We start from the raw sequence: 26,609 nt of genomic DNA on the forward strand, positions 1-26,609 counted from the left end.
TATTTAAGCCTAGCCTTTGGATAATCTATTGAAAAAGGCTAGAAAAATGACTCAGCAGGTTTCCGATATATTCGACCCAACACTTTGGGACACGGTAAGTGACTTCAACTTTGAAGATATCACTTACCATCGAGCAAAAGATCAAGGTACGGTGCGAATAGCGATTAATCGCCCCGACTGCCTAAATTCCTTCCGCCCAAAAACAGTTGATGAACTTTACACGGCTTTAGATCATGCTCGCAGATGGTCTGATGTTGGCTGTGTACTCATCACAGGTAACGGCCCCTCAGCTAAAGGACAACACTCCTTCTGCGCGGGCGGCGATCAACGTATTCGTGGTAAAGATGGCTATAAGTACGAAGGTGCTGAAGAAGGTAAGCCTGATGTCGCACGCATGGGACGTCTTCATATATTAGAAGTACAACGTCTTATCCGTTTTATGCCTAAAGTGGTTATTGCTGTCGTACCTGGCTGGGCTGTTGGCGGCGGTCATAGTTTACACGTTGTCTGTGATCTGACTTTAGCGTCTAAAGAACATGCGGTATTCAAACAAACGGATCCCGATGTAGGCAGTTTTGACTCTGGGTACGGCAGTGCTTATTTAGCTAAAATGATAGGCCAAAAGCGTGCTCGTGAAATTTTCTTCCTCGGATTCAACTATACCGCAGATGAAGCCTTTGATATGGGTATGGTAAACCGCTCTATTCCTCATGCTGATCTGGAAACAGAAGCGTTATCTTGGGCTAAAGAAATCAACAGTAAATCACCCACTGCAATGCGTATGCTCAAATATGGTTTTAACTTGCCAGATGATGGCTTAGTTGGGCAGCAATTATTTGCTGGTGAAGCGACTCGTTTAGCTTATGGTACCGAAGAAGCCCAAGAAGGTCGTGATGCATTTCTTGAAAAACGTGACCAAGACTTTTCTAAGTTTCCTTGGCACTACTGATAACCCGCTAAATATGCGTAGCTAGATATTTACAACGAAGTATTGCTGCCTTACCAATAAAAACCTACTCATAATAAGTAGGTTTTTTTATTCATCAAAAAAGGCACTTAACGTTAATAGGCAATCCATCGGGCATATCTTTATCTATACACGGTGAACAAACGACAAAAATTAAACCCTTCATCTTTTATTTCACCAGCAGCCAACTTTGCCCACCAAACATCAAAATTACTTTATCAATAAATCGTGCTTATTAAGCTCACTAGTAGAAAGCTGTAGATAGCTATCATTGGCTTAACTTTCAATCTATGGCTTAATCGAGTCAGTCGTTTGGCTTAATTTATAAATAAACTCACAAAAGAGAATGAGAACTGTTATCATTTAACTATTGAAAGGCAAGTATTTAAATAAGGGTTCAAAAATGAAAAAAACTATCACATTCGCAATGCTGCATTTCAGCGTAGCTTTCACTATCACCTATTTATTAACAGGTAGTATTGTCATTGGTGGTGCTATCGCATTAATTGAACCTGCTGTAAATACCGTGGTCTTTTATTTTCATGACAAAGTCTGGAAAAAAATTGAAGCAACAAAGGCTGCTGCTGACGTGACACTACAACTTACAGCAAGCTAAACCTTAGACTTTGTTACTTCTCATCTACTTTATCTTTTTCTAAGCCAAGCTTACTTGCCAGTGGCGCTATAGCACCACCTTGGATGAATACCGACATCAATACAAAGAAGAACACCATATGCACAATATCAATAGCACCAGGAACACCTGCAGCAGCGGGGATTAGCGCAAATACAATTGGGGTTGCCCCTTTTAATCCGATCATTGAAATAAACAAACGTTTCTTCCAAGTGGCTTTAGCAAAAGGCAAGTAACACAGTTGTACTGCTAATGGCCTTGCAACAAAAATAAGCAACAAGCCAGGAATGATAGATATCCAGAATACCGTCATCAAGGTTTGTGGAAAAATCTGCAAACCAAGCACAATAAACATCAATGCCTGAGCTAGCCAAGAAACGCTATTAAAAAAGTGCAAATTAACTAATTGACCACGCTTAATTCCATTTCCAATCACCACACCTGCAATGTACGACGCAAGTAAAATATTGCCACCAAGCATTTCTGCGCCATAAGTGGCAATAATGAAGGTCGCTAGAACAAACACCGGGATCAGTCCAAATTCTGACAAACTAATCTTGTTTAATAATGTTACCGCTATTTTCCCGATTAATAATCCTACGACAATAGCCACCAAAATTTGCGTAACTAAACTCATTGCTAGTGTTGAAATTGCAATCGATTGATTAGAAGATAGCGCCATGTCAGTTAATACAATAACCATCAACATTGCCACGGGATCATTGGTCGCGGACTCGAATTCGAGGACGGTATCTGTTTGTTCTTTTAGTTTGAGCTTTTTTGACTCCAAAATAGAAAACACGGCTGCAGCGTCTGTTGATGACACAATCGCGGCGAATAGCAGACAGATAATAAAATCAAAATCTAACAGAAAGTAGAGAATGGCAGCAAAAATAATAGTAGTGAAGACCACCCCAAATGATGCAAGTATTCCCCCTTCTTTATATGCCACCTTAATTTTATCTGTTGATGTATTTAAACCACCAACAAAAACAATCACATTTAACGCTAAGCCACCGATCCATGCAGTTTGACTAAGGTTGTCATAAACAAAGTTGAATTCCCCATTACCTAACATGAGTCCGACACCCATAAAGATCAGTAAAGACGGAATACCCAATGTTCGAGATGGATGATGCAGTAAAATGCCAATGACAATTAATACTGAAATTCCAATCATGATCATCTCTGTTGTCATACACCCGCCTATAAAGAAGTTATTTGAATATGGATTTTGTCAGTTGAACTAACTACTGAACTAAAAAGCATCATTTCGGGATTCATATGTGTATATAAATGGCATTTAAAGACATACACAGGAAATACATAGAAAAATCTAACCGAATGAAGCACTAAATGATTTTAACTTACTTTTACAGATTTAGTTCATATTGCTTTGTGTAATAAAAGTTTAATAAAAATCTTATAATTAAAAAAATAGCTATTATTTCAGACCAATTGTGAAACAAAACCTTAAAATAAAATTAAACAAAGCTTAATAACAGTCAATAACTAGTACTCCCTATGTCATAAATCTCATCGCAACATCAATAATACCAATGAACTAGCTTATTTAAGAAAACATAATCTACTCAACGTTCTAGAAATCAGCGACAGCACAGGATTTAACAGCCCATTTACTTTATAAAAACATTATCTTGGCCATCTCCACTTTACTAATTAAGCCGTCCTAAGACTGTAACTTAACTGTCATATTGATCTGTCTTAATGCACGGGCTTCCAAAACACATTTGAAAAGAAGCACCCTAACGTCGATATCCAAATGGATAAAACGAACTAAATATATAAGTGGAACTTGTGATGAAAAAAGTGATTGGTTTACTAACTGCTGTTGGTTTAATGACGGCACCTCTTGTTCAAGCTGGTACAGTTACAGTGTCTGGTTCAACCTCAGTAGCACACGTTATGGAAGTGCTCGCAGAGAACTACCAAAAAACATCTGGTAAAAATATCGAAGTGCAAAGCACTGGTTCATCTGCAGGTATTCGTGCAGCAAAAGATGGTACCAGTATGATTGGTATGTCTTCACGTAACATTAAACCCAATGAGCTAAATGATGACACACAAGAAATTGTCATTGCTCGTGACGGTATTGCAGCTGCAGTAAACAATGCAAATTCAGTTAAAAACCTTACACAAGAACAAGTCTCTCAAATCTATCGTGGCGAAATTAAAAACTGGAGCGAAGTTGGCGGTGAGTCACGCCCAATCGTTGTCGTTACCCGTGAAAATGGTTCAGGTACTCGCGGTGCATTTGAAGAAATAATGAAACTTCAACGAACTGTTAATGGCCATAAGGTCACAGCAATTACCCCTACTGCACAAGTGGGTAATGGTAACGGCATGATCAAAACCATCGTTGCAAATAACCCATATGCGATTGGTTTTATCTCACTAGGTAGTGTTGATGAGTCTTTAAATGCTTTAAGCATCAACGGCGTTGAAGCAACAGATAGCAATATTGCTGCTGGTGATTACCAAATCGCACGCCCTTTCATTGTATTGATGAATGATAAGCCACATCCGAATGCACAAAGCTTTATTGATTTTATCATGTCGAATGATGGTCAAAACATTGTTGCTGAAGAAGGTTATATCCGCATTAACTAATACTAAATTAATTGGATGAGAGGAGCCTATGCTTCTCTTTTTCAGTTTTCATTTTACTCAGAAACATTAATCATCAGCACCACCTTGAGGCACCATGATGAACACAGCAACTAAAGCCCCAACACAGGGCCTACAACTTGCACCAAAGAAAGCCATTGATATAACAGAAAAGTTCTTTCATATCCTATTCTTTTGTAGCGCTATGGTCGGCGTTTTATCTGTTTCCACCATTGGATGGTTTGTATTTAACGAAGGATTACCTGCATTTAAAGAAGCAGGTGTAACTGAGTTTCTTTTTGGGAAAGAATGGTTGCCACCAGCACTGTACGGCATCTTCCCAATGATTATTGCCTCATTAATATCAACTGCTGGTGCAGTTATTATTGGGGTGCCAATTGCTATTTTTACCGCTGTTTTTCTTGCTGAGTTAGCGCCTAAATGGTTAGCAGATATAGTCAGACCTGCTGTAGAACTTCTCGCGGGCATCCCGTCAGTTGTTTATGGCTTTTTCGGCTTGGTTATTATTGTTCCAGCCATCGAATCCATTTTTAATATTCCTGCAGGTAACACAATACTTGCGGGAATAATTGTGTTGGCAATTATGATATTGCCTACAGTTATTACTATTTCAGAAACATCACTTCGAGCACTGCCATCAGTTTATAAAGAAGGTGCATTAGCACTTGGTGCATCGCATATTTACAGTATTTTCAAAGTGCTTATCCCAGCAGCAAAAAGTGGCATCTTTACCGGTGTAGCACTGGGTATTGCTCGCGCAGTGGGTGAAACGATGGCCATTATCATGGTAATGGGTAACGCACCAGCCATGCCGGGGTCAATACTTGAACCCGCCAGAACATTAACCGCTAACATCGCCATGGAAATGTCTTACGCAACAGGCATTCATTCAAGCGCACTATATGCAACAGGCATTGTGCTACTTGGTTTTATCGTTTTACTGAATGGTTCACTGCTTTATTTAAACCGTAAGAGAGCATACTAATTATGTCTAAGTTTACTCCTACACCATCACTGCTTTCGAGAGAGAACCAAGACAAGCTATTACATGCTTGTATCTGGGGCGCTGCAGCAATCACCATTTTCTTTTTACTTTGGGTTGTTTGGCACATTCTGTCTAACGGTCTTAGCTATGTAAGCTGGGAATTCATTACCGGCTCTTACACCCGCATTGGTGAAGCTTCGGGCATTTGGGCCATGATTGTTTCCACTGTTTATATGGTGCTACTTTCATTAGCCATTGCTGCACCAATTGGCATAATGACGGCCATTTACTTAACCGAATATGCAGCCCCAGGCAGCAAGTTCGTGCAGGTTATTCGCTTTTGTACTGAATCATTAGCCGGTATTCCATCAATTGTTTATGGCCTATTTGGCATGACCTTTTTTGTTACCACGCTTGGATTAGGTTTTTCAATCCTATCGGGCTCATTAACCTTAGCGATGCTCATTCTGCCAGTGATTATTCGTACCACCGAAGAAGCGCTCATGTCAGTACCGATGAGCTACCGTGAAGGCGGTTACGCATTAGGTAGCAGTAAGATTTACACCATCTGGCGATTAATTCTGCCGAGTGCATTACCCGGTATTGTTACCTCAGTGATTTTAAGTACTGGTCGTGTGATTGGCGAATCAGCACCTGTATTTCTTACTGCTGGTATGGTCACTCAAATACCTGAGTCGGTACTTGATTCAGGCAGAACACTGACAGTTCACCTTTATAAATTAACCCAAGAATTATTTACCCAACATGAATGGGATCAAGCCTACGCCACCGCCACCGTGCTGATTGTATTGGTGTTGGTTTTAAATTTAGCAACCAAAATCATTGCTAATAAACTGAATAAAGCATTGTAGAACTTGGATGATCATTGGTAACGCGCTGCGCGTTAACCAGTGGCTAATGAACGCATAGACACTTAATTATTAGAGATAACACGTAAAACATCGTGTTAGACATAGGCCAGATAATGAACAAACTTGAAGTAAGCAACTTAGATTTATATTACGGCGAAAACCATGCACTTAAAGGTATTTCAATGAACATACCTTCTCGCCAAGTTACCGCGCTTATTGGTCCTTCAGGATGTGGTAAATCAACCTTATTACGTACACTGAATAGAATGAATGATTTAGTCGCAGGCGTAAAAATCACAGGAAGAGTGGCCTTTGAAGGCGAAGATATCTATGCAGATGTTGATGTAAAGAACTTAAGAATGCGTGTCGGTATGGTTTTTCAAAAGCCAAACCCTTTCCCAATGAGCATTTATGAAAACATCGCTTTTGGTTTAAAGGCCCAAGGTGTGAAAGACAAAAAAGTACTGGATAAAGTTGTAGAAGACTCGCTGAGAAGTGCAGCACTTTGGGAAGAAGTGAAAGAACGCCTTAATACGCCAGCATTTGGTCTTTCAGGTGGTCAACAACAACGACTTTGTATTGCTCGCGCTATTGCTATGGAACCTGAAGTTATCCTGATGGATGAACCCACCAGCGCATTAGACCCTATCGCGACCCACAAAATTGAAGAGTTAATGGATGAGCTACGTAAAAAGTTCACCATTGTCATTGTGACGCATTCAATGAATCAAGCTAAGCGTATTTCTGATAAAACAGCCTTTTTCTGGATGGGTGAATTAGTAGAACATGGTGAAACTCATCAAGTATTCAATAACCCAATAGATCCTCGTACTCAAGGTTATGTAAGCGGTGAGTTTGGTTAATATTAATCATTTATATCTATATTATGTTTTAGTATATTGATAATAAAAGGACAATTTAAAATGGATTTTAAAATGAAGTACATATTTATTACAGCAGCCTTACTCACATCCCCTTTAGTTCAAGCAACTACAGATGAAGCGCACCATGTCATCAGTGCTGGGGCTGGTATGGGATTTTTAAGTGGAGAAATGGATCAAGATAATAATGATTTTGAGCTTAATTATGACTTTGCATATCGATATCAGTTTAATAATAATTGGGGCGCTGAAGTAGGCTATAGACACCAGGATGTTACTTTTACCAATTGGTTTGACTCTGCATTTGATAGATACTCCTTAAATGATGCTAAAAGTTTCCGTATTGCTGCAGTCTACTCTTACCCACTATCACTTAGAAATCGCTTAGTGCTCAAGCTTGGCGTCACTGATTACTCAATCGATGCGACTGACTATAGAGAAGATAGTTCAGGAATTAATGAAACTGTCGATGGAAATGGTTTGTTAGCCTCTGTCGGATGGCGTTTTGATTTTAATATGGGACTTGAGCTTGCTGTAATATACTCGTATCAAGATTTAGATATCATTGAAACACATTCCTATACCACGAGTTTAGGTTATCGTTTTTAAGACAAATCAAACAGTAAAAAATGAACCTAAGAGTTGTTAGTGCAACTCTTCCAACTTTGAATGAGTTAATTGTGGTAAAACCCAACGCCAAAGGCCCGAAAAGAACTGTCGATATTTTTTGCGCTAAATGTAAAACCCAGCTTTTTAAATATCGCAAAGGGGGAAAAGGCGCATTAGTAAAATGCTTTAAGGAACGTATTGTAGATGATTATACAACCACGCCTTGCGAGTGCCCCCAATGCGGAATTACTTTCGCCAGAGAGACCTTAGTTCGCGGTACTCCAGCTTATAAAATGGTTGGCGGCAAAGTTACAATGAAGTAATTAGCTTACTTATTTAAGAGGCATTAACCAAAAAGCATTTACCAAGAGACATTTGCCAAGAAGTAACTAAGAAGATTTAATAAGTTGCTATGCACTGACAATACCCACTACACTTTTATGATTAAAGTTAGTGGAGTGACCCCCTTGAATATTCCCGATATTGGTTTTAATCATCAACAATCTGATGATGAAGAGCTGGAAATTATCGACTTAACCTCGATATACCAAAGAGCCAATATTGATCATAATCCGCAGCATCCCCATCGAGTTAATTTTTTTATGCTCATTTATATTGAGCAGGGTGAAGGAACTCATATGGTTGATTTCAAAAACTACCCATTTGCAGCAGGTTCATTGTTATTCGTCCAGCGCGAGCAAGTTCATGCTTTTGATTTTTCATCAGAGCCGCAAGGTAAGGTACTCATTTTTACCCAAGCCTTTCTTGATCATGTACACGCCAATATGCGCTTACCTAAATACACTCCCACCCATTTAAACCAACAACACTCGCCTCAACTCATATTAGATACACAGACCCGTCATAGGACCGAAACCTTAATCAATGAAATGATCACAGAAATGAATCAGCCACAAACAGAGCAACTGGTGGTGATGTATTTATTCTCAGCATTAGCCTTAATACTTCATCGACTTAGACCAGAAGCGAGACACGACAAATTATCCCAAGATCAAAGTATAAAACTGGCGCATTTTTTCGAACTAATGCAGCAATATGCCCGTAAAACCCGTGATGCCAACTGGTATTCAAACCGAATTAATGTCACTTATAAAACCCTAAATCAAATCTGCAAACTCGCAACGGGCTTAACAGCGAAGCAAATGATTGATGCTTTTACCGTGATAGAAATCAAACGCCATATCGTCATTAGCCAAAAGCCATCCCAACAAATCGCTTATGATTTTGGTTTTGAAGATGCCAGCAACTTCGTTAAATATTTCAAAAATCAAACAAGTATTACGCCAAGCCAGTTTTTAAAACAGCGCGCATAACTTTAAAAAGTCTTCCAAGGTTCGATATTCACCATTTTTACACTCAAATACACTCTGCTAATAGTCTCCTCATTTATCTAATATTGTTCTCAAGCAAACAGAGGACAAAATAATGAAAACAATTTCAACCTTATTCAAACGTACCCTTATCACTGCAAGCGTATTGAGCTTAATTGCATGTTCATCTACCCAGGAGATATCTACAATGTCTAACGAAGCCTCTAACAAAGAAAAAGCCATTGCTGTCATTTCAAGTATTGAAACAGGCGACCAATCAGCCATTGGATACATCAACCCTGAGAAATACATCCAACATAACTTAGCAGTAGCCGATGGTTTAGCAGGCTTTAGCGCTGTGCTACAACAACTTCCAGAAGGTAGTGCGAAAGCCAGAGTAAAGCGTTCATTTCAAGATGGTGATTACACTGTGACTCACACTGAATATAACTTCTTTGGTCCTAAAGTTGGCTTTGATGTATTCCGCTTTGAACAAGGGAAAATTGTGGAACATTGGGATAACTTACAAGAGATAGCGCCTGTAAACCCAAGCGGTAGAACCCAACTTGATGGCGCAACAGAAATAACAGATTTAGATAAAACTGACGCAAATAAAGCGATTGTGGCTGATTTTGTGCAAACAATTCTGATGAACGGCGATATGTCTAAGATTAACCAATTTATTGATAACGAAGACTATGCCTATTTACAGCACAACCCAGCAATTGCAGATGGACTTAGTGGATTGGGTAAAGCATTAGGTGAACTTGCTGCAGCCAACGTGCCTATGGTCGTCAGTAAGAACCATAAAATTTTAGGCGAAGGTAATTTTGTGCTATCCATTAGCGAAGGCACCTTTATGAATAAGCATGTTTCTTTCTATGACTTGTTTCGCTTAGACAATGGCAAGATTGTGGAACATTGGGATACCATCGAAGCCATCCCTGCACAAAGCGAATGGAAAAATACTAACGGCAAGTTTGGCTTTTAGGTCGCTGCAGAATCGTTCACATCAATTGGGGTATTTATACCAATCTAGTGATTAAAAAATAACGCCGTTTGACACTCAAACGGCATTATTTGTCTTTTTAATCATTAACAATCTATGCGTTATAAGACGTGTTTGTCGGGAGTTTTATCGATAACAATGCGGCAATAGCGACAAATGCAGCTGATATCCATAAACAAGCTTCAAGACCATAGAATTGGAACACAACACCAGACAATACTGTGCCAATTAGTCTGCCCATGGCATTGGCCATATAGTAAAAACCGACATCTAACGAAACGCTTTCACCATCGGCATAACTGACGATCAAATAACTGTGTAATGATGAATTAATCGCAAACACAGCGCCAAATATCAGTAAACCAACAATAATGGACGTTTGAACATAGAAATCAAAATGCAAAGCCAAAGCAATCGCGGCAGGAATAAAGGTTAAGTAACTCGCCCATAAAAAAGCAGCGCGACCAGTAGGTACTTTCCCCTGTTGCTTACCAGTAAAATAAGGTGCTAGTGATTGAACAATACCGTAGCCAATCACCCAGCTAGCCATAAAACCACCAACCCACCAATGATCCCAGTCAAAGGTCACCGCCAAAAATACAGGCAGCGCAACAACAAACCATACATCACGAGCGCCGAATAGGAACATTCGAGCCGCTGATAGAATGTTAATTGCCGAGCTTTTAGAAAACACCTCTTTAAACTTGGGTTTATGCTTGGTTTTACCCAAATCTTCTTTAAGTGTAAATAAACTAAATAACCAAACTATCGCCAATAGCGATGCCATTAGAATAATCGCACCTTTAAAGTCTAATAATGTCAGCAGTAATCCACCAAGAAAGAAGCCGACCCCTTTCAAGGTGTTTTTAGATCCTGTAAGAATCGCTACCCATTGGTATAATTTACCTTCAGCACCTGCAGGTACTAATAACTTAATGGCACTTTTAGCACTCATTTTATTCAGATCTTTGGCAATACCAGACAGGGCTTGGGCAAACATGACATATAAAACTGTTAGCATTTCAGCAGGAACGGCCAACATAGCCAAAGCCACAATTTGCAGCCCTAGACCAATGTTCATGGTTTTGTTTAACCCAAGCCGCGCACCTAACCAGCCACCGACCAAATTAGTCACCACACCAAAGATTTCATAAAATAAAAACAACATGGCAATATTAAGCGGACTATAACCTAGGTGATGAAAGTACAGCACCACCAGCATCCGCAGGGCACCATCCGTTAAGGTAAATGCCCAATAGTTACCCGTTATCACCAGGTATTGTTTAATCTGCGGTGATAATTTGTTTAATGATAAAAGTCCCATTAGCTCATAACCTTTATCTAGTGTTTGTCAGCCAAACCAACCATACGTGCTAATTCTGCGGTGCGGTTGGCATAACCCCACTCATTGTCATACCACACATACAATTTTACTTGCGTGTCATTAACGACCATTGTTGATAAGGCATCAATAATGCTTGAGCGTGGATCGGTCTTATAATCAATTGATACTAGCGGACGTTCTTCATAGCCTAAAATATCTTTAAGTTCATTATCTGCGGCTTGCTTTAATAGCTGATTAACTTCAGCGATATCCGTTTTACGCTCAAGCTCAAATACGCAATCAGTTAACGAGGCGTTAGTGAGTGGCACTCGAATAGCATGGCCATTAAGCTTGCCTGTTAACTCTGGAAAAATATGAGTGATTGCCGTTGCCGAACCGGTTGTGGTCGGAATTAGACTGGTACCGCAAGCACGGGCACGACGTAAATCTTTGTGTGGCGCATCAATAATGGTTTGAGTGTTGGTAATGTCATGAATGGTGGTCATTGACCCATGTTTGATACCTATTTTTTCATGAATAACCTTCACCACCGGTGCTAAACAGTTCGTGGTACAAGATGCTGCGGTCACAATGGGATGAATAGCTTTATCATATAAGCTTTCATTAACGCCCATAACGATGTTCAACACGCCATCTTCTTTTATAGGGGCGGTCACCACAACGCGTTTAACGCCTTGATCTAAATAGGCTTGTAACAATGCTTTGGTTTTAATTTTACCCGAAGCTTCAATAACGACATCACACTGTGACCAATCGGTATCTTGGGTGGCCACATTTTGCGTACAGCTAATCGCTTTGCCATTTACCACGATAGACTCAACGCCATTTTCAGAAGTATGCGTTGCTTCATGATGCCAACGTCCGTGTACTGAATCGAATGTCATTAAGTGCGCTAATGTTGCAGCATCACCAGCGGGATCGTTAATATGAACGATTTCAATATCGTCCCAATCAAATGCTGCACGCATTGATAAACGTCCCATACGGCCAAAGCCGTTAATACCAATTCTAATTGTCACGTGAAAATCCTCTGCTATTACTAATCAATTAATTTTAAGGTTATTTTGGAATAGGTGAATATTACTTACAAAAGCTGGCCTTATTTGGACGACATTGCATCAACGCCAACCTTTTTAAGGGCTCTGCAATCAACGGAATGTTATTCTCAGTGGTTTGTGCAATAACCAACTTAGCCCACATAGGTAGGTTTGGATTAATACGGTAAAACACCCATTGGCCGTGTTTTCTATCGGTGATGATGTTGGATTTTTTTAGTACCGCTAAGTTGCGAGAAACCTTAGGTTGGCTATCTTCTGCCAATGCTTCCATTAACTCACACACGCATAATTCTCCATGGTAATGCGTCATCATTAAGGTTTTTATGCGAATGTCATCGGTAAGGCACTTATAAAAAGCGGTTGGTTCAAGATCAAGACTGCTTACTGGCTCTACGAAAGCAGATTCTGTAGTAGATTGAGTAGACTCACCTTCAACTAAAATAAACATCGATATACGATTATTGATTTCAGTAAGTGTCGCTGAAAAAGCGTTGCTGTCTGCACGCATTTTAGGATCGGTAAAATCCCATGCTAACTGCTTACTTGCTCCAGGGTAACTTCGGCATTCATTACTCGCTCGATTACATAAGGTGATGACGTAATCAAAACTTTGCTTAAAGTCAGTTATATGATTAGACACTAAATTTTGACTATCAATACCAAAACGACTCAGCGCATCAATAGCACGATCATCCACTTTTTCAGGATGTGTACCTGCACTATAAACATCAAACCGATCACCCGCGCGATGCTTTAATAAAGCTTCAGCCATTTGGGATCTCGCTGAGTTACCCGTACACAGGAATAACACGGTCTTTTTTTCGATATTCATATCTTACACCCAAAACTAACATGCAAAATATTATATATATGGAATTCCATATGTAAAGTTAAGAATATACTAAATCTAATAATGAAGTAGCCGCAATTTCAACTGAGCAAGGCAAATACACCTATTATGGCCAAATAGAAATAGTTATAAATTCATATAATGAAGCGTATAGAGGGAAAGAAAGACTATCGACGTAATTAGGTTCTTGAGAGTTAACGCTACAAATACCGATTATTTAAACACTGGTATAAGTTGACCAAGTCCTGGTGGACAGTAGTTCCAAGAAATCGTGACTTATTACGATCTATTTTTGTTGGAAGGAAAATAACTTATATTAGTTTTATTAACCAAGGCTTGAGCTTGATGCCATTCCAATGGCTTTGATAAGTAAAAACCTTGTACTGTATTACAGCCGAGTTTTTTGACGTAATTAAGCTCCTGTTCACTTTGAACGCCTTCGATAACGACATCTATACTGTGGATTTTTGCCAAGTCATAAATTATATCAATCAGTGGCTTATCCCCAGCCTGGACATCATTCATCTGTGCAAGGAATGAGCGGTCTATTTTTAATGAGTCCATAGGATAATGACGTAAATAAGTGAAGGCGGTATAGCTTCCTCCAAAACCGTCAATGGCTAGCTTGATCCCTAAAGCTTTTAATTTTGCCAGATTAACTAACACTTTCTCATTTGATGCCAGCAATGGGGTTTCTGCTATCTCAAAAATAACTCTATAGGGAGGAATATGATATTTTTGCATTAATGATGATACATCTTCCACAAAATTATCATTGAAGAGTTCTCTTGATGAGATATTTATAGATAAAGTGCCATCAAATTCATGTAAATCGATGAGATTATTCAACTTTATAAATGACTCTTCAATTACCCATAAATCAATTTTGGTGATTAAATCTGTTTTCTCTGCGATTGAAATAAACGTGTCAGGACCAATGCCTTTTTTGTCTAACTCCGGAGCCCGAAGTAAAACGTCGAAACTAATGACCTCCATCGAGTTGGTATTGTAAACAGGTAAAAAAACTAAATATAACGACTTATCCCGCAGGGCTTTAATGACTTCCGACTCTATATACTTATATTCTTTTAATTGATTATCTAAAGACTCATTGTAGGTACAGAAGTTATTTTTACCTCCATGCTTTGCTGCATACATTGCAGTGTCAGCTTGCTGTAAAAAAGCTTCTGCCTGTATTTTGGTTCCTGATTGAAAGGCGATACCAATACTGGCATGAACATCATAATTTTTATCATTAACTTTAAGGCCAAATTCAAATATATCTACAATACGTTGGGCTATTGCTTCTATCTCTTTAACATCTGAAATCCCTTCAATCAAAACAACAAACTCATCACCTCCTAACCGAGCAATAAACTGGTTTTCTTGCTCATCACTATTACGGCTAGATTTTCTTAATGTGCTAGTCAACCTTTGAGCAAAATTAACTAATACGCTATCACCTGCTTTATGACCAAAATTATCATTAATCGATTTAAAGTTATCTAAATCAATAAACAATAACCCTAACAAGCCATCACAATCAGATGATGAATCGATTTTTTGTTCTAATATTCGATTGAAATAAGCACGGTTTGATAATCCCGTTAACTCATCATTATTGGCTAACTGTTGGATACGTTCAATGAGAGCAATGTAGCTATTATTTAAGTCGGAGACTTCATCGTTACGACTCAAAGGCTTTAAAGCCATATTGTCACCCTTTTGCATTCCATTAACGCTGTTAGCTAACATAGTTACTGGTCGAATAAGGTTTTTATAAATGAGTAAATGTAAAACTAAGAAGCAAAATAACGATAATGCAAGCGCACTTAGGATGATATTGAATTTTAAGTCAGTTAAGGCTGGAGTAAAAAAATCTTTATCCAAAATAGCATTGATTCGCCCATTAAATAACAAAACACCGAAATGATATGAATCATCTTTCTCGGTTATATCCACAGAAACATCCCTCTCATTCCCATTCCCATTCTCGGTGAGTGGGAGTTGGAACATATCTAAGGTAATATTATCTGTATATTTATTGGTAATATCCCTGAACACATGAGTTAAATAATAATCTTTCAATCGAGTTTGAATAATAACTAAATCATCTGTGTAACTATACAGAGGTTCTGATACCAACAAAAAAGGTGAAAATACACGGTAAAGCTGAATTTGGGAATGACCGCTTTTTGTTGTCGATATTTGGATGTGATTAGCAAAAATTCGCTTACGACTTTTACTTTGAATAGAAGTATTTATTTGATTTATCAACAATTCAGTAGAGGCGGTCATTGAAACATCGACAAAAGGGTCATCAAAATTGATATAACTTATTGGTTGCTTTTTAATGTTATAGATAACTATATCTTGAATAAACTCATTTTCAGTTGATCGTGTTAAACGATTTAAAAACTGAGTACTAATCCTAATATCTATATTTTCATCTTTCGCATCGTTGAACAAATCGACAGCTTCTTGACTTTGCAGCTGATAATTAAGCATATTTTCAATTGCTGCGATATTAGTCTTATTACTGTTAGCTACCTGTTCAAATTGATAAGTAAGAGAACTCAAAATTGCATCAATATGATAATTTTTTGCTGTTTGATAAAATAAAAATGAAAACGTAAAAAACACCACAGTTATTGCAGGGAGTAGAATTAAATCTATACGCCTTCTTAATTTCATAATCTAATTTTCTTTCAATAAAGCATTCATACGGGCGCGCAACTCAATAGATTTATAATCTATTTCTTCATAGTAACTACTACGCGCTTGAATCTCTGGAGTGATAAACAAATCAGAATTCGATAAATAGCTTTCACTACCAAGTTTAATAGCCTCATTGTTAGTCGTTGAAAATAAGAGCTCTTCTGCTGTTGTAATCGCAACCTTAGGGTCGTTGATATAACTCAAAAATAACATAGTGGCTGCTGTGGCATTTTCTGGGAAAGGAACCGCTAAGCAATCGACCCAAAATAGTGTTCCCTCATCAGGTACCACGTAGCGCCAATCTTGTTGACCAGTATTGCGAATTGCGGTCGCGACATCACCACTGTATGCCATTGCTAAACTAAGCATGCTTTGATCTTGATTAATGGATGTATGAGTTAGTAAGTACTGATAAGTTAATAACTTGCTCTGTTGTTGCTTCAACGTGTTAAAGGCAACTTTTAAGTCTTCTTGGTTTTCCGAAAATGGAAGTAGATTATTAACAATTAGAGCAATTGCGGCGGTATCAATATTGTCTTTGATCATTGATACCCGGTTTTGATGCTCTATGGGAGGATTAAATAACTGAGTCCAGGAGGTTATAGGAGTCTGACTTACACTTTCTCGATATGCTATGCCAATAGTTCCTTTTGCATAAGGGATGCCAACATCACCGCATGCCTCACGCCATTTTTCATCATGATTAATAATAGACGGAGTATTTTCCTTTGAAAAAATATACATTGATTGTTTATTCGAATAAATATTTAACATCATGCTATCTATCAGAATAATATTATAGTTTGCAGCTTTCTCACTAAGCAGCAGTGCATCTCTAGTTGGCTCATTATCATAGTAAGTCAGATTTACCTTGTGCCCACTTTGTTGTTCGAATTTAGCGATAGCATCTTCAGAGAAATAATCTTCCCAAGTATAAATATTAATTTCATCGGCACATACAGCCGGAAAAAGTGTCAATAGTGACAGCATGATTGATATTTTTTTTATACTTGATTTGTACATATTGATCTCTTCAATTAGGTCTCTTCAATCTGTTTGTTGAAACTTAATATTCATCAAAGATAGCATCCATGTATCACGACAAAATGTAATTGATTAAAACACGCTCTAATATTGTAGTAGAAAACTTACAAAGCAACAGATAAATGAATGGTCGTAGGTGATTGCTAGCTATAGCAATAAGTATACATACCCAATGACCACCAAAAATAAATACACCCCACATTTTTAGAATATTAACGAGGGTGAAATATTTTTATCTAACATTGATGACGGCTTTAATTCCCGATAAAAATGCTTCCGAAGAAGCCTTTTAAAGCAATAATTCTACTGTCACATATTTTGCTGTTTTTTGGTTGATCTAACATCAGGTTACTGATCTACTTTAGATTTCAATATTGGATTAACTATTAATGGCTAAGTCCACTGCCTTAGCAGCATGAATTTGAGTGGAATCATATAACGGTACCTGAGTATGTTGTGGCTCAACTAACAAGGCGATTTCAGTGCAGCCTAATATAACGGCTTCAACACCTTGTTCGTAAAGCTTATTAATAATATCCAAATACGCAACACGAGAGTTGTCATTGATATTGCCAAGGCACAGTTCAGTATAGATAACCTCATGGATAATATTTTGCTCTGCTGAATTTGGCACCAGTACTTCAATACCATATTGATCAGAGAGACGGCGCTTATAAAAGTCTTGTTCCATGGTGAATTTTGTTCCTAATAGCCCCACACGCTTAACACCGTCAGCAACCAGTTGCTGGGCCGTTGTATCGGCAATATGCACTAATGGAATAGAAATTGAGGACTGGATTTCATCAGCAACCTTATGCATGGTATTAGTACAAATCAATATAAAGTCTGCCCCACCCGCTTCTACTGCTTGGGCGGCGCGAGATAGAATAGCAGCCGTATCAGACCAACGATTTTGGTGTTGAAGCTTTTCTATTTCATCAAAATCCACACTGTATAAACACACTTTGGCAGAGTGTAATCCACCCAAGGCTTGTTTTACACCGAGATTAATCGCTTTGTAATAGCTGGCTGTAGACTCCCAGCTCATGCCACCCAGTAAACCTATCGTTTTCATCTACACTCCATTTTTTAGATGTTTAGAATGACAAATTAATCTGTAATTTTAAGTCGTCAGTAACTAAATAAACTTACAGATCAATACTCCCAAAGATCACTTTATAAGATAGGACATAAATATCAATACTAATAACAACGGCATTAAAACAGCTAAATAATAACCTCTCAGAAAGCCGTTAATACTGACAAAATTGTTGCGCTATACCAAAATTGCTATACCCTAATTCTTAATGTGTTTTGTCATTTATATCTCTAGATACGTGGCTTAGCTTAGCTACCCCACACTAGGATGTAAAAATGACACCTTCCCTACGCGTTCGATATCAAACAATTGATGTAGCTCAACACGATATTCATTTATGTACTCTGCGTGACAAACAGCAGTTTAGCGATCCTGAAAACGTGGCCGAAAACTTAGGTATTTCTTCTGCATCCTGGCCTATTTTTGGGGTAGTTTGGCCTTCAAGTGTCATAATGGCTAACCATATGTTGGATTTTAATATTACAGGTAAGCGTATTCTTGAAGTGGGTTGCGGTATGGCTTTATCTAGTCATGTTCTCAATAAGCGACAAGCAGATGTTACTGCAACGGATTACCACCCAGAAGTTGAGCATTTCTTAATAAGAAATACCGAACTTAATCATGGCCGAACTATCCCATTTGAACGAGCTGACTGGGCTGATGATAAGAGTGAACTAGGTAAGTTTGATATCATAATGGGTAGTGATTTATTATATGAAGATGAACATATCGCCTTATTAGCAACGTTTATCCAAAATCATGCTAATGAAAAGTGCGAAGTCATTCTTGTGGATCCTGGTAGAGGACGTAAGAATAAACTGACTACCAAAATGACTGAATATGGTTTTACTAATAACCATATTAAACCAGCCAACACTGATTATTTACAAGAACATTTTAAAGGCTTTATTCTGCGCTTTGAACGTTAGATTTTCTTAATTTAATCAATAAAAAGGCTTCCGAGGAAGCCTTTTTAGATAGCACTATTAGATGACCTAAAAATCACTTTTTTATTTTCCATCCAGTTTCTGTTAAAAATAGAGTTAAAACTGCAAAAATAAAAGGGGATATACAGGTTAATGACAAAGCCGTTTTTAAACTATATTGAGAACCTAACCAACCTGTTAAAGCTGCACCAATAGCACCTCCAAAACCCACCAATGAAAGAATAAAGCCTGTCGCCATAGATACAGCACGAGGAGACATCCCTGTTTTATAGAGAGTTGTAAAAGCGAGAGGCACAAAGCTATACGCTGCATACCCAGCGATAAAAGAGATGAAGGAGAGTATTAGCATGTTATCAAACAAGATCAAACCATAATAAGCGAAAGGCAAAACGACTCCTGAAGCAACAATAAAGGGTTTATCGTAACCTAAATTTTGAGCCATTAAAGGTGACACAAGACAAGCTACCGCTGAGCCAATGGGTAAAAAACCGAGAACGATACCCGCCTCATAAACTGAAAACATCAGTGTTTCAACAGCATAGGTAACCCAAAATGTATATATTGCGATCCAAGTTAGCGAGGTAGCAGGCCAAGCGAGCGCGAGTAGCCAGGTGTTCCTATAAGCTAATGCTTCTTTGAGCGGCTGAAATACGGCAACCTTTTCATAACCCGTTATTAATACCGAGGAATGATTATTATCTTTTGCTACAAAAAACCAAACGAACGCAAGTAGAAGCGTAAAAGAGCCCATAACAATCATAACTTCACGCCAACCAAGCATCATTGCCAAAAAAATAGGGAAAAATGCGGTACCTAAAAGCTGCCCCGCGGGACCAGTAAACATCTCTATGCCATTCACCATGCCCACTTTTTCTCTTGGTACCCATTGAATCTTAAATACCACTAATACTGAAATAATACCTGCAGCAACGCCCATAACAAACAAGCGACCTATAAACAGCATCAACGTATTTGTTGCAAAGCCTTGTAAAAGCATCCCCACAGCAAGAAGAACAAGCATGCTTAATAAAACCGTTTTGGGTTTTCCTTTACTAATTAAGCAGATAATTGGGATGGTAAACAGTCCTCGACCAATCCATGCTATCGAACTCAGAAATCCAGCCGTTTCTAGATCAAAACCAATATCGGCCCTCATGTCAGGCAAGATAATACCAAATGCAAAATTCGTGATATTGGCGACCATAAATGCTAACCAAGCGATCAATAAAATAGACCAACCACGAATAGGTATTTTGACCTCACAACTCATAGTCTTTCCCTCAATAAAAAATCTATTGTCGAATAGAGCAAGCCCTATATTTCTCAAAGCTTTTGAAGCCGAGACACGTTTACCGAACGCTAAAATTGATGAAACAGAAATATATAGCAAAGCGCTCTCGTTAATAGAGACTATGCGCACAATAAAGACTATTCAGCACCGCAGAGTAAGCCAGATAATTGATGACAGCTTTCTCATAAATAGGGGATTTTTATTGCAACTCATAATTACAACGCTAAACGAAAAAAGGCGTAGCGGTTGTAAACCGCCACGCCTATTTACTTTATTTAAGCCACCAGCATCTAAAAAGGCTCAACAACTGACAATACAATTAAAACAAAGGCTACATTTCTTCGAACCAAGTACGATGACACTCTGAACATACTGGCTTTTTGGTTTGATGCTCAGCGTGACATGCTAGACAACTCGCACCTTGATCATAATGAACACTCTTATGCGGGTTAGCTTCAGCCATTTTCAATTGAGATTCATCAATTTCAATTTCATTAATTGAGCCATGACAGTCCTGACAGGCACTATCATCTACAAATTGTTTAGCTGAACCGGTATGACATGCATTACAACTGTCGTCATATAAAGCTTCGTGATTAACTCGGCCTTTCATGCCTTTGTTCATCTCAGTCAAATCACCCGCAGTGGCACTACCTGCCATAATCAGAGCAATACTGATGATAAAAATAATCTTTTTCATTGGATATTCTCCTCTTAAGCGTCTGCTTTAATGGTATTTGGAATGATAAAACCGATAGCTAAGCCTTCAAGACATGCACACGAACTCAAACGAGCATGGCCATGAACACCACCAGTAGCTTCACCTGCAGCATAAAACTTCTTCATTGGTGCTAGCGTCTTGGCATTGATTACTCGACCATCAAGGTCAGTTTTTAAACCACCCATACAGTAGTGAACTTTAGGCCAAACTCTTGATACAACAAAAGGTGCAGCTAACTTAACGGCTGTATCCATTTTACGGTTAAAATCAGGGTCATTTTTATCAGCAACATAACTATTCCATTGCTCAACAGTGGCCTCTAATTGCTTTAATGGCACATCAAACTTTTTCGCCATTAGTTCAAGAGAATCAAATTCCCAAGCCATTTCATCGCGAACAGCACGCGTAACGCGGCTATCACCTAGGTGGTCATTTTTATTAAAAAAGACCAGAGGATAAGCAGGAGAACCATCTTTATGACGACAAGCCATAATAGCCGTAGAACAAGTCAGCCTATCAGCACGTTCATCCATGATTCGTGTGCCAGTCGTTGGATTAACGGCGATTCCTTTATGCCAACCAATAGATAGCAAGGCATTAGACCAACCAAAACCACCTTCATCAGGAGACCCCCAATGACCCGTTTGGATCATGTTCATATGAACAGGTAATGCACCATGAGTCATCGCGGCTAAAGTTGCTTCACCCGTTGCACCAAGGTGGTTAGTACAATCTAAAGAAGGGTCTAAAGATGGATCAACTATTGAACGTAGCTTCATGTTACGAGTAAAACCACCCGTTGCGAGTACAACACCTTTACGTGCGCGGATTTTTACCAAATGCCCTGTACCTTCATCTGGGAAGCGGTAACCTTTACGTACTACCACGCCTATAACTTCATCTCCATCCATAATGAAGTCTTCAACTTTATGTTGTAAACGATAATCAACACCTTCACTTAGGCCTGCTTCATACAATTTAGTGATAATACCACCACCAGTACCTGACTCTAATCGAACTGCACGGGCTTTATTATGACCACCAACTTGTATATTGAAGTCTTTCTTAAACTTGACTCCTGCATCAAGACACATGTTATATGCAGGAAGCGCCATCTCAGCCAAGCGAGTCAGCATTGCTTCATTACCCATACCGCGCGCAGCAATCATCTGATCTTTAACCAACTCAGCAGGGCTGTCATCTGTAACGCCTTGAGCCAATTGAACAGGGTTACGTGGTACGGCAAACCAACCACCATTAATGGCAGAGTTTCCACCAATAACCTGCATTTTTTCTAGTACAGTAACTTTAATACCAGCACGGATTGAGTTTACAGCCACTGATTGACCAGCAAAGCCAGAACCAATAACTAGCAAATCCACTTCTTCATCCCATTTAATGGAACTCTGGCCATTTGCTTGAGCAGGTAAACACGTAGTCAACCCCGCCGCAGCTGCAGCAAAACCTGCAGTTTTCTTTAAAAATGAGCGTCTATCAGACATCGTTTATTTCCCCTAACTAATACTAGAATTTGAAAATGCCACCAATTGAAAAGTTGTCATCACTGTTTGCAAAACGGTCTCCAGCAAAGTCAGCGTAATCAGCTGTATCTTCAGTGTATTTTGCAGCTTCAACATAAAAAGTAAGTTGCTTACCGTAATGATATTTAACGCTAGCTATAATTAACCCAAGATCTTCAAAATCACTCTCGAAAGTTTTATGTTGATAACTCACACCAAAGTCGATCTTATCTAGGCTATATGAAGCAGCACCGACGTAAGTATTATCAGCGCCGTTAAAGCTGTTTTCGGTAACTTCTGCGGTTGCCGCCAGCTTTAAATTACCCACTGTGTAATCTGTACCGAATGAAAAACGGTCATAGGCATCCACTGTTCCATCAGGGCCAGCATATTCATCAAAACGTAGGTAGTTAAAGACGGCATTAAAGTTACCGTTTGAATACAATAAACGGCCCATTAACGCATCATCACTCGCTTCATTAGCTTCGTTATAAGTCACGATGGCGGTCTTCATCTGCCAAGTACCAAGATCTGTCGCCCATTTAGGCGATACATAGCACAACACGTTATCTGTGTATTGGCCTTGCTCATACAGCATTTTGTTCTTACCAGATGGGTCATTGGTATTGTTGGCGTGAATATCGGTACGAGCATATACGTTTGCATAGCTACCAGAAGCACCTTTACCAACATACAATCCACCGTATTCAGTGGCAAAATACAAGCTGGCGTTACGTACTTCTATATCATCGAAATTATCGCTGTATTGAGCAGAAACGTTGTAATAAGTGGTAATTTTATCGACGGCATACTTACCTTTAGCCCCTAAATTGACCTGTTTTGCTTCTGCATTAAAGGTACTACCTTCGCCTGACTGCCAAATACCCTGACCTTGAATATCACCGTAAATATCCCAAGTAGCAGGAGACTCTTCTGCAAAAGCTGTTGAAACCATCGCCACTGACAAGCTAGCCGCAATAATAGAAATTTTAAACATTTCACACTCCCTAAAGACTTAAATTTGATTAGTTCACTAAAACTAAAAAGGCGGAGCAATCGATGATTTGTGCACCCATTTGAATATGGTTCGCCCTGTGATTGGTAATTTATCAAGCCTGATTTTTTATAACGTTGAAGGGAGTAAAGAAAATGTTTTTTATAAAGAGCGTCTAAATTAACTCACAAAATAAACACCAATTTTTTTTAGCGCTTAAAGCGATAATTAATGAGTAAGTTCACAATTAGACCAATATTATTGAACTAAAGTACGAGACGAAGATCTAGAAAGTTTTTTCACTTGTTACACATAAGTAGAAATTCACTACTAGGTCACAACACAGTAAAGACTCCAATGGTACAATTGTTAAATAAGATTCTGTTTTTATTATCTTAATATTATTTCTAGGTAAAATTTATGCAGTGTCCGCAGAACGATAGCGCTTTAATGCGAACAAACCTCATCTTAGATGCTACTGAACGCCTAGTAGAAGATCAGGGCATTGTTTCCTTCAAAGTATCTCAAGTTATTAATGAGTCAGGTTGCGCTAATGCCAGTTTCTACAAGTTATTTGAAAGCAAAGAAGATTTAATTGTTTGTTGCTTTTTACGCAATGCTACCAGTAATCATTTTCAAGATTTTATGGTCGCTAATCCTAATCTTTCCAGCCTAGATAAAGTCTTATTACCTATAATGTTCACCTTTGAGACTCTTTATTTTTCACCAGTGTTTAACATTATCAGGCAAGTTGCTGTAAACCGTTTAGTATGGGCATTGGCAAGTCCAGAAAAAGGTAAACTCATCGAGAACAGAGTTAATCTTTTTTGGCAGTGGATCCACAAATTCATTGAAGACGCGGTTGCTAATAAAGATTTGGTCGCTAATGAAAGCCAAATATTTGAGATGACCCAAGGAATCACCTTTTACCTTACAGGGGCGCTTAATGCTTTCCAGTCTCAATTGATCCAAGGGGAGTTTTTAAAAGAAGCACGCTTAACGATGTTTCGTCATTTAGAGTTATTATTTGATCACTATAACTGGATAACCCCTCTTACTTTCAGTCAGTTTGAACGGATAGGTATGAAGGTACACATTTATTACCATAAAAATCAATCAGACAGGAATAGCTGCCAGCGCTGTCAGCTACAACAGCAGAAATACATAGGTGATAAAATGGCTCAAAACAGTTTAAAATAAAAAAAAGCGACAACTCAATGAGTTAGTCGCTTTTTTATATTTATACCAACTACTCTACGGTAACGGACTTAGCTAAGTTACGTGGTTGATCCACGTCTGTACCTTTAATTAGTGCCACATGGTATGACAATAACTGTAATGGAATGGTGTAAATCAGCGGAGCCATAAACTCATCACAATGTGGTACAGGAATCACCTTCATAGTGTCGTCAGACTCAAACTCGGCATCTTTATCAGCAAACACATACATTAACCCGCCACGAGCACGGACTTCTTCAACGTTTGATTTAAGCTTTTCAAGAAGTTCGTTGTTAGGTGCGACTACAATCACTGGCATATCAGCATCAATTAACGCTAATGGGCCATGTTTTAGCTCCCCAGAAGCATAAGCTTCAGCATGGATGTAAGAGATTTCTTTAAGCTTTAGTGCGCCTTCCATTGCGATTGGGTATTGATCGCCGCGGCCTAGGAATAATGCATGGTGCTTGTCAGCAAAATCTTCTGCAAGTTCAGCAATGGCATCATCTAAGCTAAGAGCTTGCTCAACTTTAGCTGGCATAGATTGTAAGCTTTGTGTAATTTCTGCTTCCTTCACTTCGGTCATGCCATTATGACGACCTATGGCTGTAGTTAACATTAATAAACCAGCCAATTGCACGGTAAAGGCTTTAGTTGAAGCCACACCAATTTCAACACCGGCTTTCATCATGTAAGCCATATCAGATTCACGTACTAATGATGAACCAGGTGCATTACAGATGGTTAAGGTGGCTTTATAGCCCATTTCTTTTGCTAGACGCATTGCCGCTAAGGTATCTGCAGTTTCACCTGATTGAGAGATGGTAACTAGCAAGCTGTTCGGAAACAGGTGCGACTTACGGTAGCGAAACTCTGATGCTATTTCGACATTACATGATACGCCAGCCCAGTCTTCTAACCAGTAACGCGCCGCCATACCCGCATGGTAACTGGTACCACAGGCAATGATTTGTACGTGTTTGATGTCTTTTAAGAACTCTGCGGCGTTGTCACCAAAAGCGGAATCCAATACTTTACCACCAGCAATACGACCTTCAAGAGTGTGTGCTATTGCCGTTGGTTGCTCATAAATTTCTTTAAGCATGTAGTGACGATATTCACCTTTATCACCTGCGTCATGAGTCACTTCTGATTCTTTGATTTCACGCTCAACCGCATTACCATCAACATCAAAAATGTTGACTTCACGGCGAGTCACTTCTGCTACATCACCTTCTTCTAAAAAGGCGAATGAACGGGTAACAGGTAATAAAGCAAGCTGATCTGAAGCGATAAAGTTTTCACCTAAACCGTAACCCACAACTAACGGGCTACCACTACGGGCAACAACCATGCGAGAATTATCACGGCGATCGACAACTACAGTTCCGTAAGCACCTTCAAGTTGTTTAACAGCTGTTTGTACTGCGGCTACTAGGGTGTCATGTGTTTTCAACTCGTGATGAACAAGGTGACAAATCACTTCAGTATCTGTATCTGATGCAAAGGTATAGCCCAAGCCTTTTAGCATTTCGCGTAGTTTATTGTGGTTTTCAATAATACCGTTATGCACTACGGCAATATCGCCTTCTGATACATGTGGATGAGCGTTACGCTCACTTGGCTCACCATGGGTAGCCCAGCGGGTGTGAGCAATACCAGTACCGCCAGCCAGTGGCGCTGCGGCTAACGCATCTGATAACTCTTGTACTTTACCTACACGGCGAGTACGGCCAAGTTCATCATTATTGATGATGGCAACACCTGCAGAGTCATAACCACGGTATTCAAGGCGCTTAAGGCCTTCGACTAGAATTTCAGCCACATCTCTTTGCGCTACTGCGCCAACGATTCCACACATAATTTA

General features: G+C 39.0%; 24 protein-coding genes. 12 read left to right on the top strand and 12 right to left on the bottom strand.

Features of this window, described 5'->3' with window-relative positions; translation table 11 throughout:
- Nucleotides 1-46 precede the first annotated feature (46 nt).
- Both FPK91_RS13295 and FPK91_RS13300 read left to right on the top strand, forming a co-directional pair.
- Nucleotides 47-949 carry a 1,4-dihydroxy-2-naphthoyl-CoA synthase gene (locus FPK91_RS13295; protein WP_144211697.1) on the top strand — a complete coding sequence of 301 codons (903 nt, stop codon included), beginning with the start codon at nt 47-49 and terminating at the stop codon, nt 947-949.
- Between the two features lie 421 nt (nt 950-1,370).
- Nucleotides 1,371-1,583, top strand: coding sequence for a DUF2061 domain-containing protein (locus FPK91_RS13300; RefSeq protein ID WP_144211698.1), 213 nt, complete (start codon nt 1,371-1,373; stop codon nt 1,581-1,583).
- Between the two features lie 13 nt (nt 1,584-1,596).
- On the opposite strand, the gene FPK91_RS13305 is transcribed toward FPK91_RS13300, so the two are convergent.
- Entirely contained in the window at nt 1,597-2,799 is a 1,203-nt protein-coding gene (locus FPK91_RS13305; protein WP_144211699.1) for a potassium/proton antiporter, read from the bottom strand.
- Nucleotides 2,800-3,422: 623 nt separating this feature from the next.
- On the opposite strand from FPK91_RS13305, the gene FPK91_RS13310 reads away from it, so the two are divergent.
- From FPK91_RS13310 to FPK91_RS13345, 8 genes are all read left to right on the top strand, one after another.
- The gene (locus FPK91_RS13310; RefSeq protein WP_144211700.1) at nt 3,423-4,232 is read left to right on the top strand and encodes a phosphate ABC transporter substrate-binding protein; all 810 of its coding nucleotides are present in this window, start codon (nt 3,423-3,425) and stop codon (nt 4,230-4,232) included.
- A 97-nt stretch (nt 4,233-4,329) separates the two neighbouring features.
- Nucleotides 4,330-5,235: a phosphate ABC transporter permease subunit PstC gene (gene pstC / locus FPK91_RS13315; RefSeq protein WP_144214412.1), complete on the top strand. Its 906-nt coding sequence runs from the start codon at nt 4,330-4,332 to the stop codon at nt 5,233-5,235.
- Nucleotides 5,236-5,237: 2 nt separating this feature from the next.
- Nucleotides 5,238-6,107, top strand: a complete 870-nt coding sequence (pstA, locus tag FPK91_RS13320) for a phosphate ABC transporter permease PstA (RefSeq protein ID WP_144211701.1) — start codon at nt 5,238-5,240, stop codon at nt 6,105-6,107.
- 113 nt (nt 6,108-6,220) lie between these two features.
- Nucleotides 6,221-6,970, top strand: a complete 750-nt coding sequence (pstB, locus tag FPK91_RS13325; protein WP_144211702.1) for a phosphate ABC transporter ATP-binding protein PstB — start codon at nt 6,221-6,223, stop codon at nt 6,968-6,970.
- A gap of 72 nt (nt 6,971-7,042) precedes the next feature.
- Nucleotides 7,043-7,597 (top strand): porin family protein, encoded by a 555-nt coding sequence (locus tag FPK91_RS13330; protein ID WP_158638092.1) that lies wholly within the window; start codon nt 7,043-7,045, stop codon nt 7,595-7,597.
- A gap of 71 nt (nt 7,598-7,668) precedes the next feature.
- Nucleotides 7,669-7,920: a hypothetical protein gene (locus FPK91_RS13335; protein WP_144214414.1), complete on the top strand. Its 252-nt coding sequence runs from the start codon at nt 7,669-7,671 to the stop codon at nt 7,918-7,920.
- A gap of 144 nt (nt 7,921-8,064) precedes the next feature.
- On the top strand, nt 8,065-8,931 hold the full coding sequence (locus FPK91_RS13340; RefSeq protein WP_144211704.1) for an AraC family transcriptional regulator: 867 nt from the start codon (nt 8,065-8,067) through the stop codon (nt 8,929-8,931).
- 112 nt (nt 8,932-9,043) lie between these two features.
- Nucleotides 9,044-9,919, top strand: coding sequence for a nuclear transport factor 2 family protein (locus FPK91_RS13345; protein ID WP_144211705.1), 876 nt, complete (start codon nt 9,044-9,046; stop codon nt 9,917-9,919).
- A 112-nt stretch (nt 9,920-10,031) separates the two neighbouring features.
- On the opposite strand, the gene arsJ is transcribed toward FPK91_RS13345, so the two are convergent.
- The 6 genes from arsJ to FPK91_RS13375 all read right to left on the bottom strand — a co-directional run bounded on the left by arsJ (nt 10,032) and on the right by FPK91_RS13375 (nt 18,027).
- Nucleotides 10,032-11,261 carry an organoarsenical effux MFS transporter ArsJ gene (gene arsJ / locus FPK91_RS13350; RefSeq protein ID WP_144211706.1) on the bottom strand — a complete coding sequence of 410 codons (1,230 nt, stop codon included), beginning with the start codon at nt 11,259-11,261 and terminating at the stop codon, nt 10,032-10,034.
- 17 nt (nt 11,262-11,278) lie between these two features.
- Nucleotides 11,279-12,301, bottom strand: a complete 1,023-nt coding sequence (locus FPK91_RS13355; RefSeq protein WP_144211707.1) for an ArsJ-associated glyceraldehyde-3-phosphate dehydrogenase — start codon at nt 12,299-12,301, stop codon at nt 11,279-11,281.
- A 61-nt stretch (nt 12,302-12,362) separates the two neighbouring features.
- Nucleotides 12,363-13,172: a metalloregulator ArsR/SmtB family transcription factor gene (locus tag FPK91_RS13360; protein WP_144211708.1), complete on the bottom strand. Its 810-nt coding sequence runs from the start codon at nt 13,170-13,172 to the stop codon at nt 12,363-12,365.
- A gap of 297 nt (nt 13,173-13,469) precedes the next feature.
- Nucleotides 13,470-15,884, bottom strand: a complete 2,415-nt coding sequence (locus FPK91_RS13365; protein ID WP_144211709.1) for a bifunctional diguanylate cyclase/phosphodiesterase — start codon at nt 15,882-15,884, stop codon at nt 13,470-13,472.
- Between the two features lie 3 nt (nt 15,885-15,887).
- The gene (locus tag FPK91_RS13370; protein WP_144211710.1) at nt 15,888-16,931 is read right to left on the bottom strand and encodes a polyamine ABC transporter substrate-binding protein; all 1,044 of its coding nucleotides are present in this window, start codon (nt 16,929-16,931) and stop codon (nt 15,888-15,890) included.
- A 400-nt stretch (nt 16,932-17,331) separates the two neighbouring features.
- On the bottom strand, nt 17,332-18,027 hold the full coding sequence (locus tag FPK91_RS13375) for an aspartate/glutamate racemase family protein (protein ID WP_144211711.1): 696 nt from the start codon (nt 18,025-18,027) through the stop codon (nt 17,332-17,334).
- Between the two features lie 299 nt (nt 18,028-18,326).
- Here FPK91_RS13375 and FPK91_RS13380 point away from each other — a divergent pair, with 299 nt between their 5' ends.
- Nucleotides 18,327-18,980, top strand: a complete 654-nt coding sequence (locus tag FPK91_RS13380) for a class I SAM-dependent methyltransferase (RefSeq protein WP_144211712.1) — start codon at nt 18,327-18,329, stop codon at nt 18,978-18,980.
- 73 nt (nt 18,981-19,053) lie between these two features.
- Here FPK91_RS13380 and FPK91_RS13385 read toward each other — a convergent pair whose 3' ends face one another.
- The 4 genes from FPK91_RS13385 to FPK91_RS13400 all read right to left on the bottom strand — a co-directional run bounded on the left by FPK91_RS13385 (nt 19,054) and on the right by FPK91_RS13400 (nt 23,527).
- A complete protein-coding gene (locus FPK91_RS13385) occupies nt 19,054-20,388 on the bottom strand; it encodes an MFS transporter (RefSeq protein ID WP_144211713.1) in 1,335 nt (444 codons plus the stop codon).
- Nucleotides 20,389-20,620: 232 nt separating this feature from the next.
- Nucleotides 20,621-20,989 carry a cytochrome c3 family protein gene (locus FPK91_RS13390; protein WP_144211714.1) on the bottom strand — a complete coding sequence of 123 codons (369 nt, stop codon included), beginning with the start codon at nt 20,987-20,989 and terminating at the stop codon, nt 20,621-20,623.
- Between the two features lie 14 nt (nt 20,990-21,003).
- Nucleotides 21,004-22,512 (bottom strand): flavocytochrome c, encoded by a 1,509-nt coding sequence (locus FPK91_RS13395; protein ID WP_144211715.1) that lies wholly within the window; start codon nt 22,510-22,512, stop codon nt 21,004-21,006.
- A 22-nt stretch (nt 22,513-22,534) separates the two neighbouring features.
- A complete protein-coding gene (locus tag FPK91_RS13400) occupies nt 22,535-23,527 on the bottom strand; it encodes a porin (protein ID WP_144211716.1) in 993 nt (330 codons plus the stop codon).
- Between the two features lie 417 nt (nt 23,528-23,944).
- On the opposite strand from FPK91_RS13400, the gene FPK91_RS13405 reads away from it, so the two are divergent.
- Entirely contained in the window at nt 23,945-24,724 is a 780-nt protein-coding gene (locus FPK91_RS13405) for a TetR/AcrR family transcriptional regulator (RefSeq protein WP_144211717.1), read from the top strand.
- A gap of 49 nt (nt 24,725-24,773) precedes the next feature.
- On the opposite strand, the gene glmS is transcribed toward FPK91_RS13405, so the two are convergent.
- Complete coding sequence (gene glmS, locus FPK91_RS13410) at nt 24,774-26,603, bottom strand: glutamine--fructose-6-phosphate transaminase (isomerizing) (protein ID WP_144211718.1); 1,830 nt, start codon at nt 26,601-26,603, stop codon at nt 24,774-24,776.
- Between the last annotated feature and the right edge of the window lie 6 nt (nt 26,604-26,609).

This window comes from Shewanella donghaensis (genome assembly GCF_007567505.1).
Taxonomy (GTDB): Bacteria; Pseudomonadota; Gammaproteobacteria; order Enterobacterales; family Shewanellaceae; genus Shewanella; species Shewanella donghaensis.

Bases quoted from the DNA above. Each gene is read 5' to 3' on its own strand.
- pstB (WP_144211702.1), top strand. From the start codon at position 6,221: ATGAACAAACTTGAAGTAAGCAACTTAGATTTATATTACGGCGAAAAC.
- FPK91_RS13380 (WP_144211712.1), top strand. From the start codon at position 18,327: ATGACACCTTCCCTACGCGTTCGATATCAAACAATTGATGTAGCTCAA.
- FPK91_RS13405 (WP_144211717.1), top strand. From the start codon at position 23,945: ATGCAGTGTCCGCAGAACGATAGCGCTTTAATGCGAACAAACCTCATC.
- FPK91_RS13330 (WP_158638092.1), top strand. From the start codon at position 7,043: ATGAAGTACATATTTATTACAGCAGCCTTACTCACATCCCCTTTAGTT.
- FPK91_RS13370 (WP_144211710.1), bottom strand. From the start codon at position 16,931: ATGTACAAATCAAGTATAAAAAAAATATCAATCATGCTGTCACTATTG.
- FPK91_RS13390 (WP_144211714.1), bottom strand. From the start codon at position 20,989: ATGAAAAAGATTATTTTTATCATCAGTATTGCTCTGATTATGGCAGGT.
- FPK91_RS13375 (WP_144211711.1), bottom strand. From the start codon at position 18,027: ATGAAAACGATAGGTTTACTGGGTGGCATGAGCTGGGAGTCTACAGCC.
- FPK91_RS13360 (WP_144211708.1), bottom strand. From the start codon at position 13,172: ATGAATATCGAAAAAAAGACCGTGTTATTCCTGTGTACGGGTAACTCA.
- FPK91_RS13305 (WP_144211699.1), bottom strand. From the start codon at position 2,799: ATGACAACAGAGATGATCATGATTGGAATTTCAGTATTAATTGTCATT.
- FPK91_RS13395 (WP_144211715.1), bottom strand. From the start codon at position 22,512: ATGTCTGATAGACGCTCATTTTTAAAGAAAACTGCAGGTTTTGCTGCA.
- FPK91_RS13295 (WP_144211697.1), top strand. From the start codon at position 47: ATGACTCAGCAGGTTTCCGATATATTCGACCCAACACTTTGGGACACG.
- FPK91_RS13365 (WP_144211709.1), bottom strand. From the start codon at position 15,884: ATGAAATTAAGAAGGCGTATAGATTTAATTCTACTCCCTGCAATAACT.
- FPK91_RS13310 (WP_144211700.1), top strand. From the start codon at position 3,423: ATGAAAAAAGTGATTGGTTTACTAACTGCTGTTGGTTTAATGACGGCA.
- FPK91_RS13400 (WP_144211716.1), bottom strand. From the start codon at position 23,527: ATGTTTAAAATTTCTATTATTGCGGCTAGCTTGTCAGTGGCGATGGTT.
- arsJ (WP_144211706.1), bottom strand. From the start codon at position 11,261: ATGGGACTTTTATCATTAAACAAATTATCACCGCAGATTAAACAATAC.
- glmS (WP_144211718.1), bottom strand. From the start codon at position 26,603: ATGTGTGGAATCGTTGGCGCAGTAGCGCAAAGAGATGTGGCTGAAATT.
- FPK91_RS13345 (WP_144211705.1), top strand. From the start codon at position 9,044: ATGAAAACAATTTCAACCTTATTCAAACGTACCCTTATCACTGCAAGC.
- pstA (WP_144211701.1), top strand. From the start codon at position 5,238: ATGTCTAAGTTTACTCCTACACCATCACTGCTTTCGAGAGAGAACCAA.
- pstC (WP_144214412.1), top strand. From the start codon at position 4,330: ATGAACACAGCAACTAAAGCCCCAACACAGGGCCTACAACTTGCACCA.
- FPK91_RS13300 (WP_144211698.1), top strand. From the start codon at position 1,371: ATGAAAAAAACTATCACATTCGCAATGCTGCATTTCAGCGTAGCTTTC.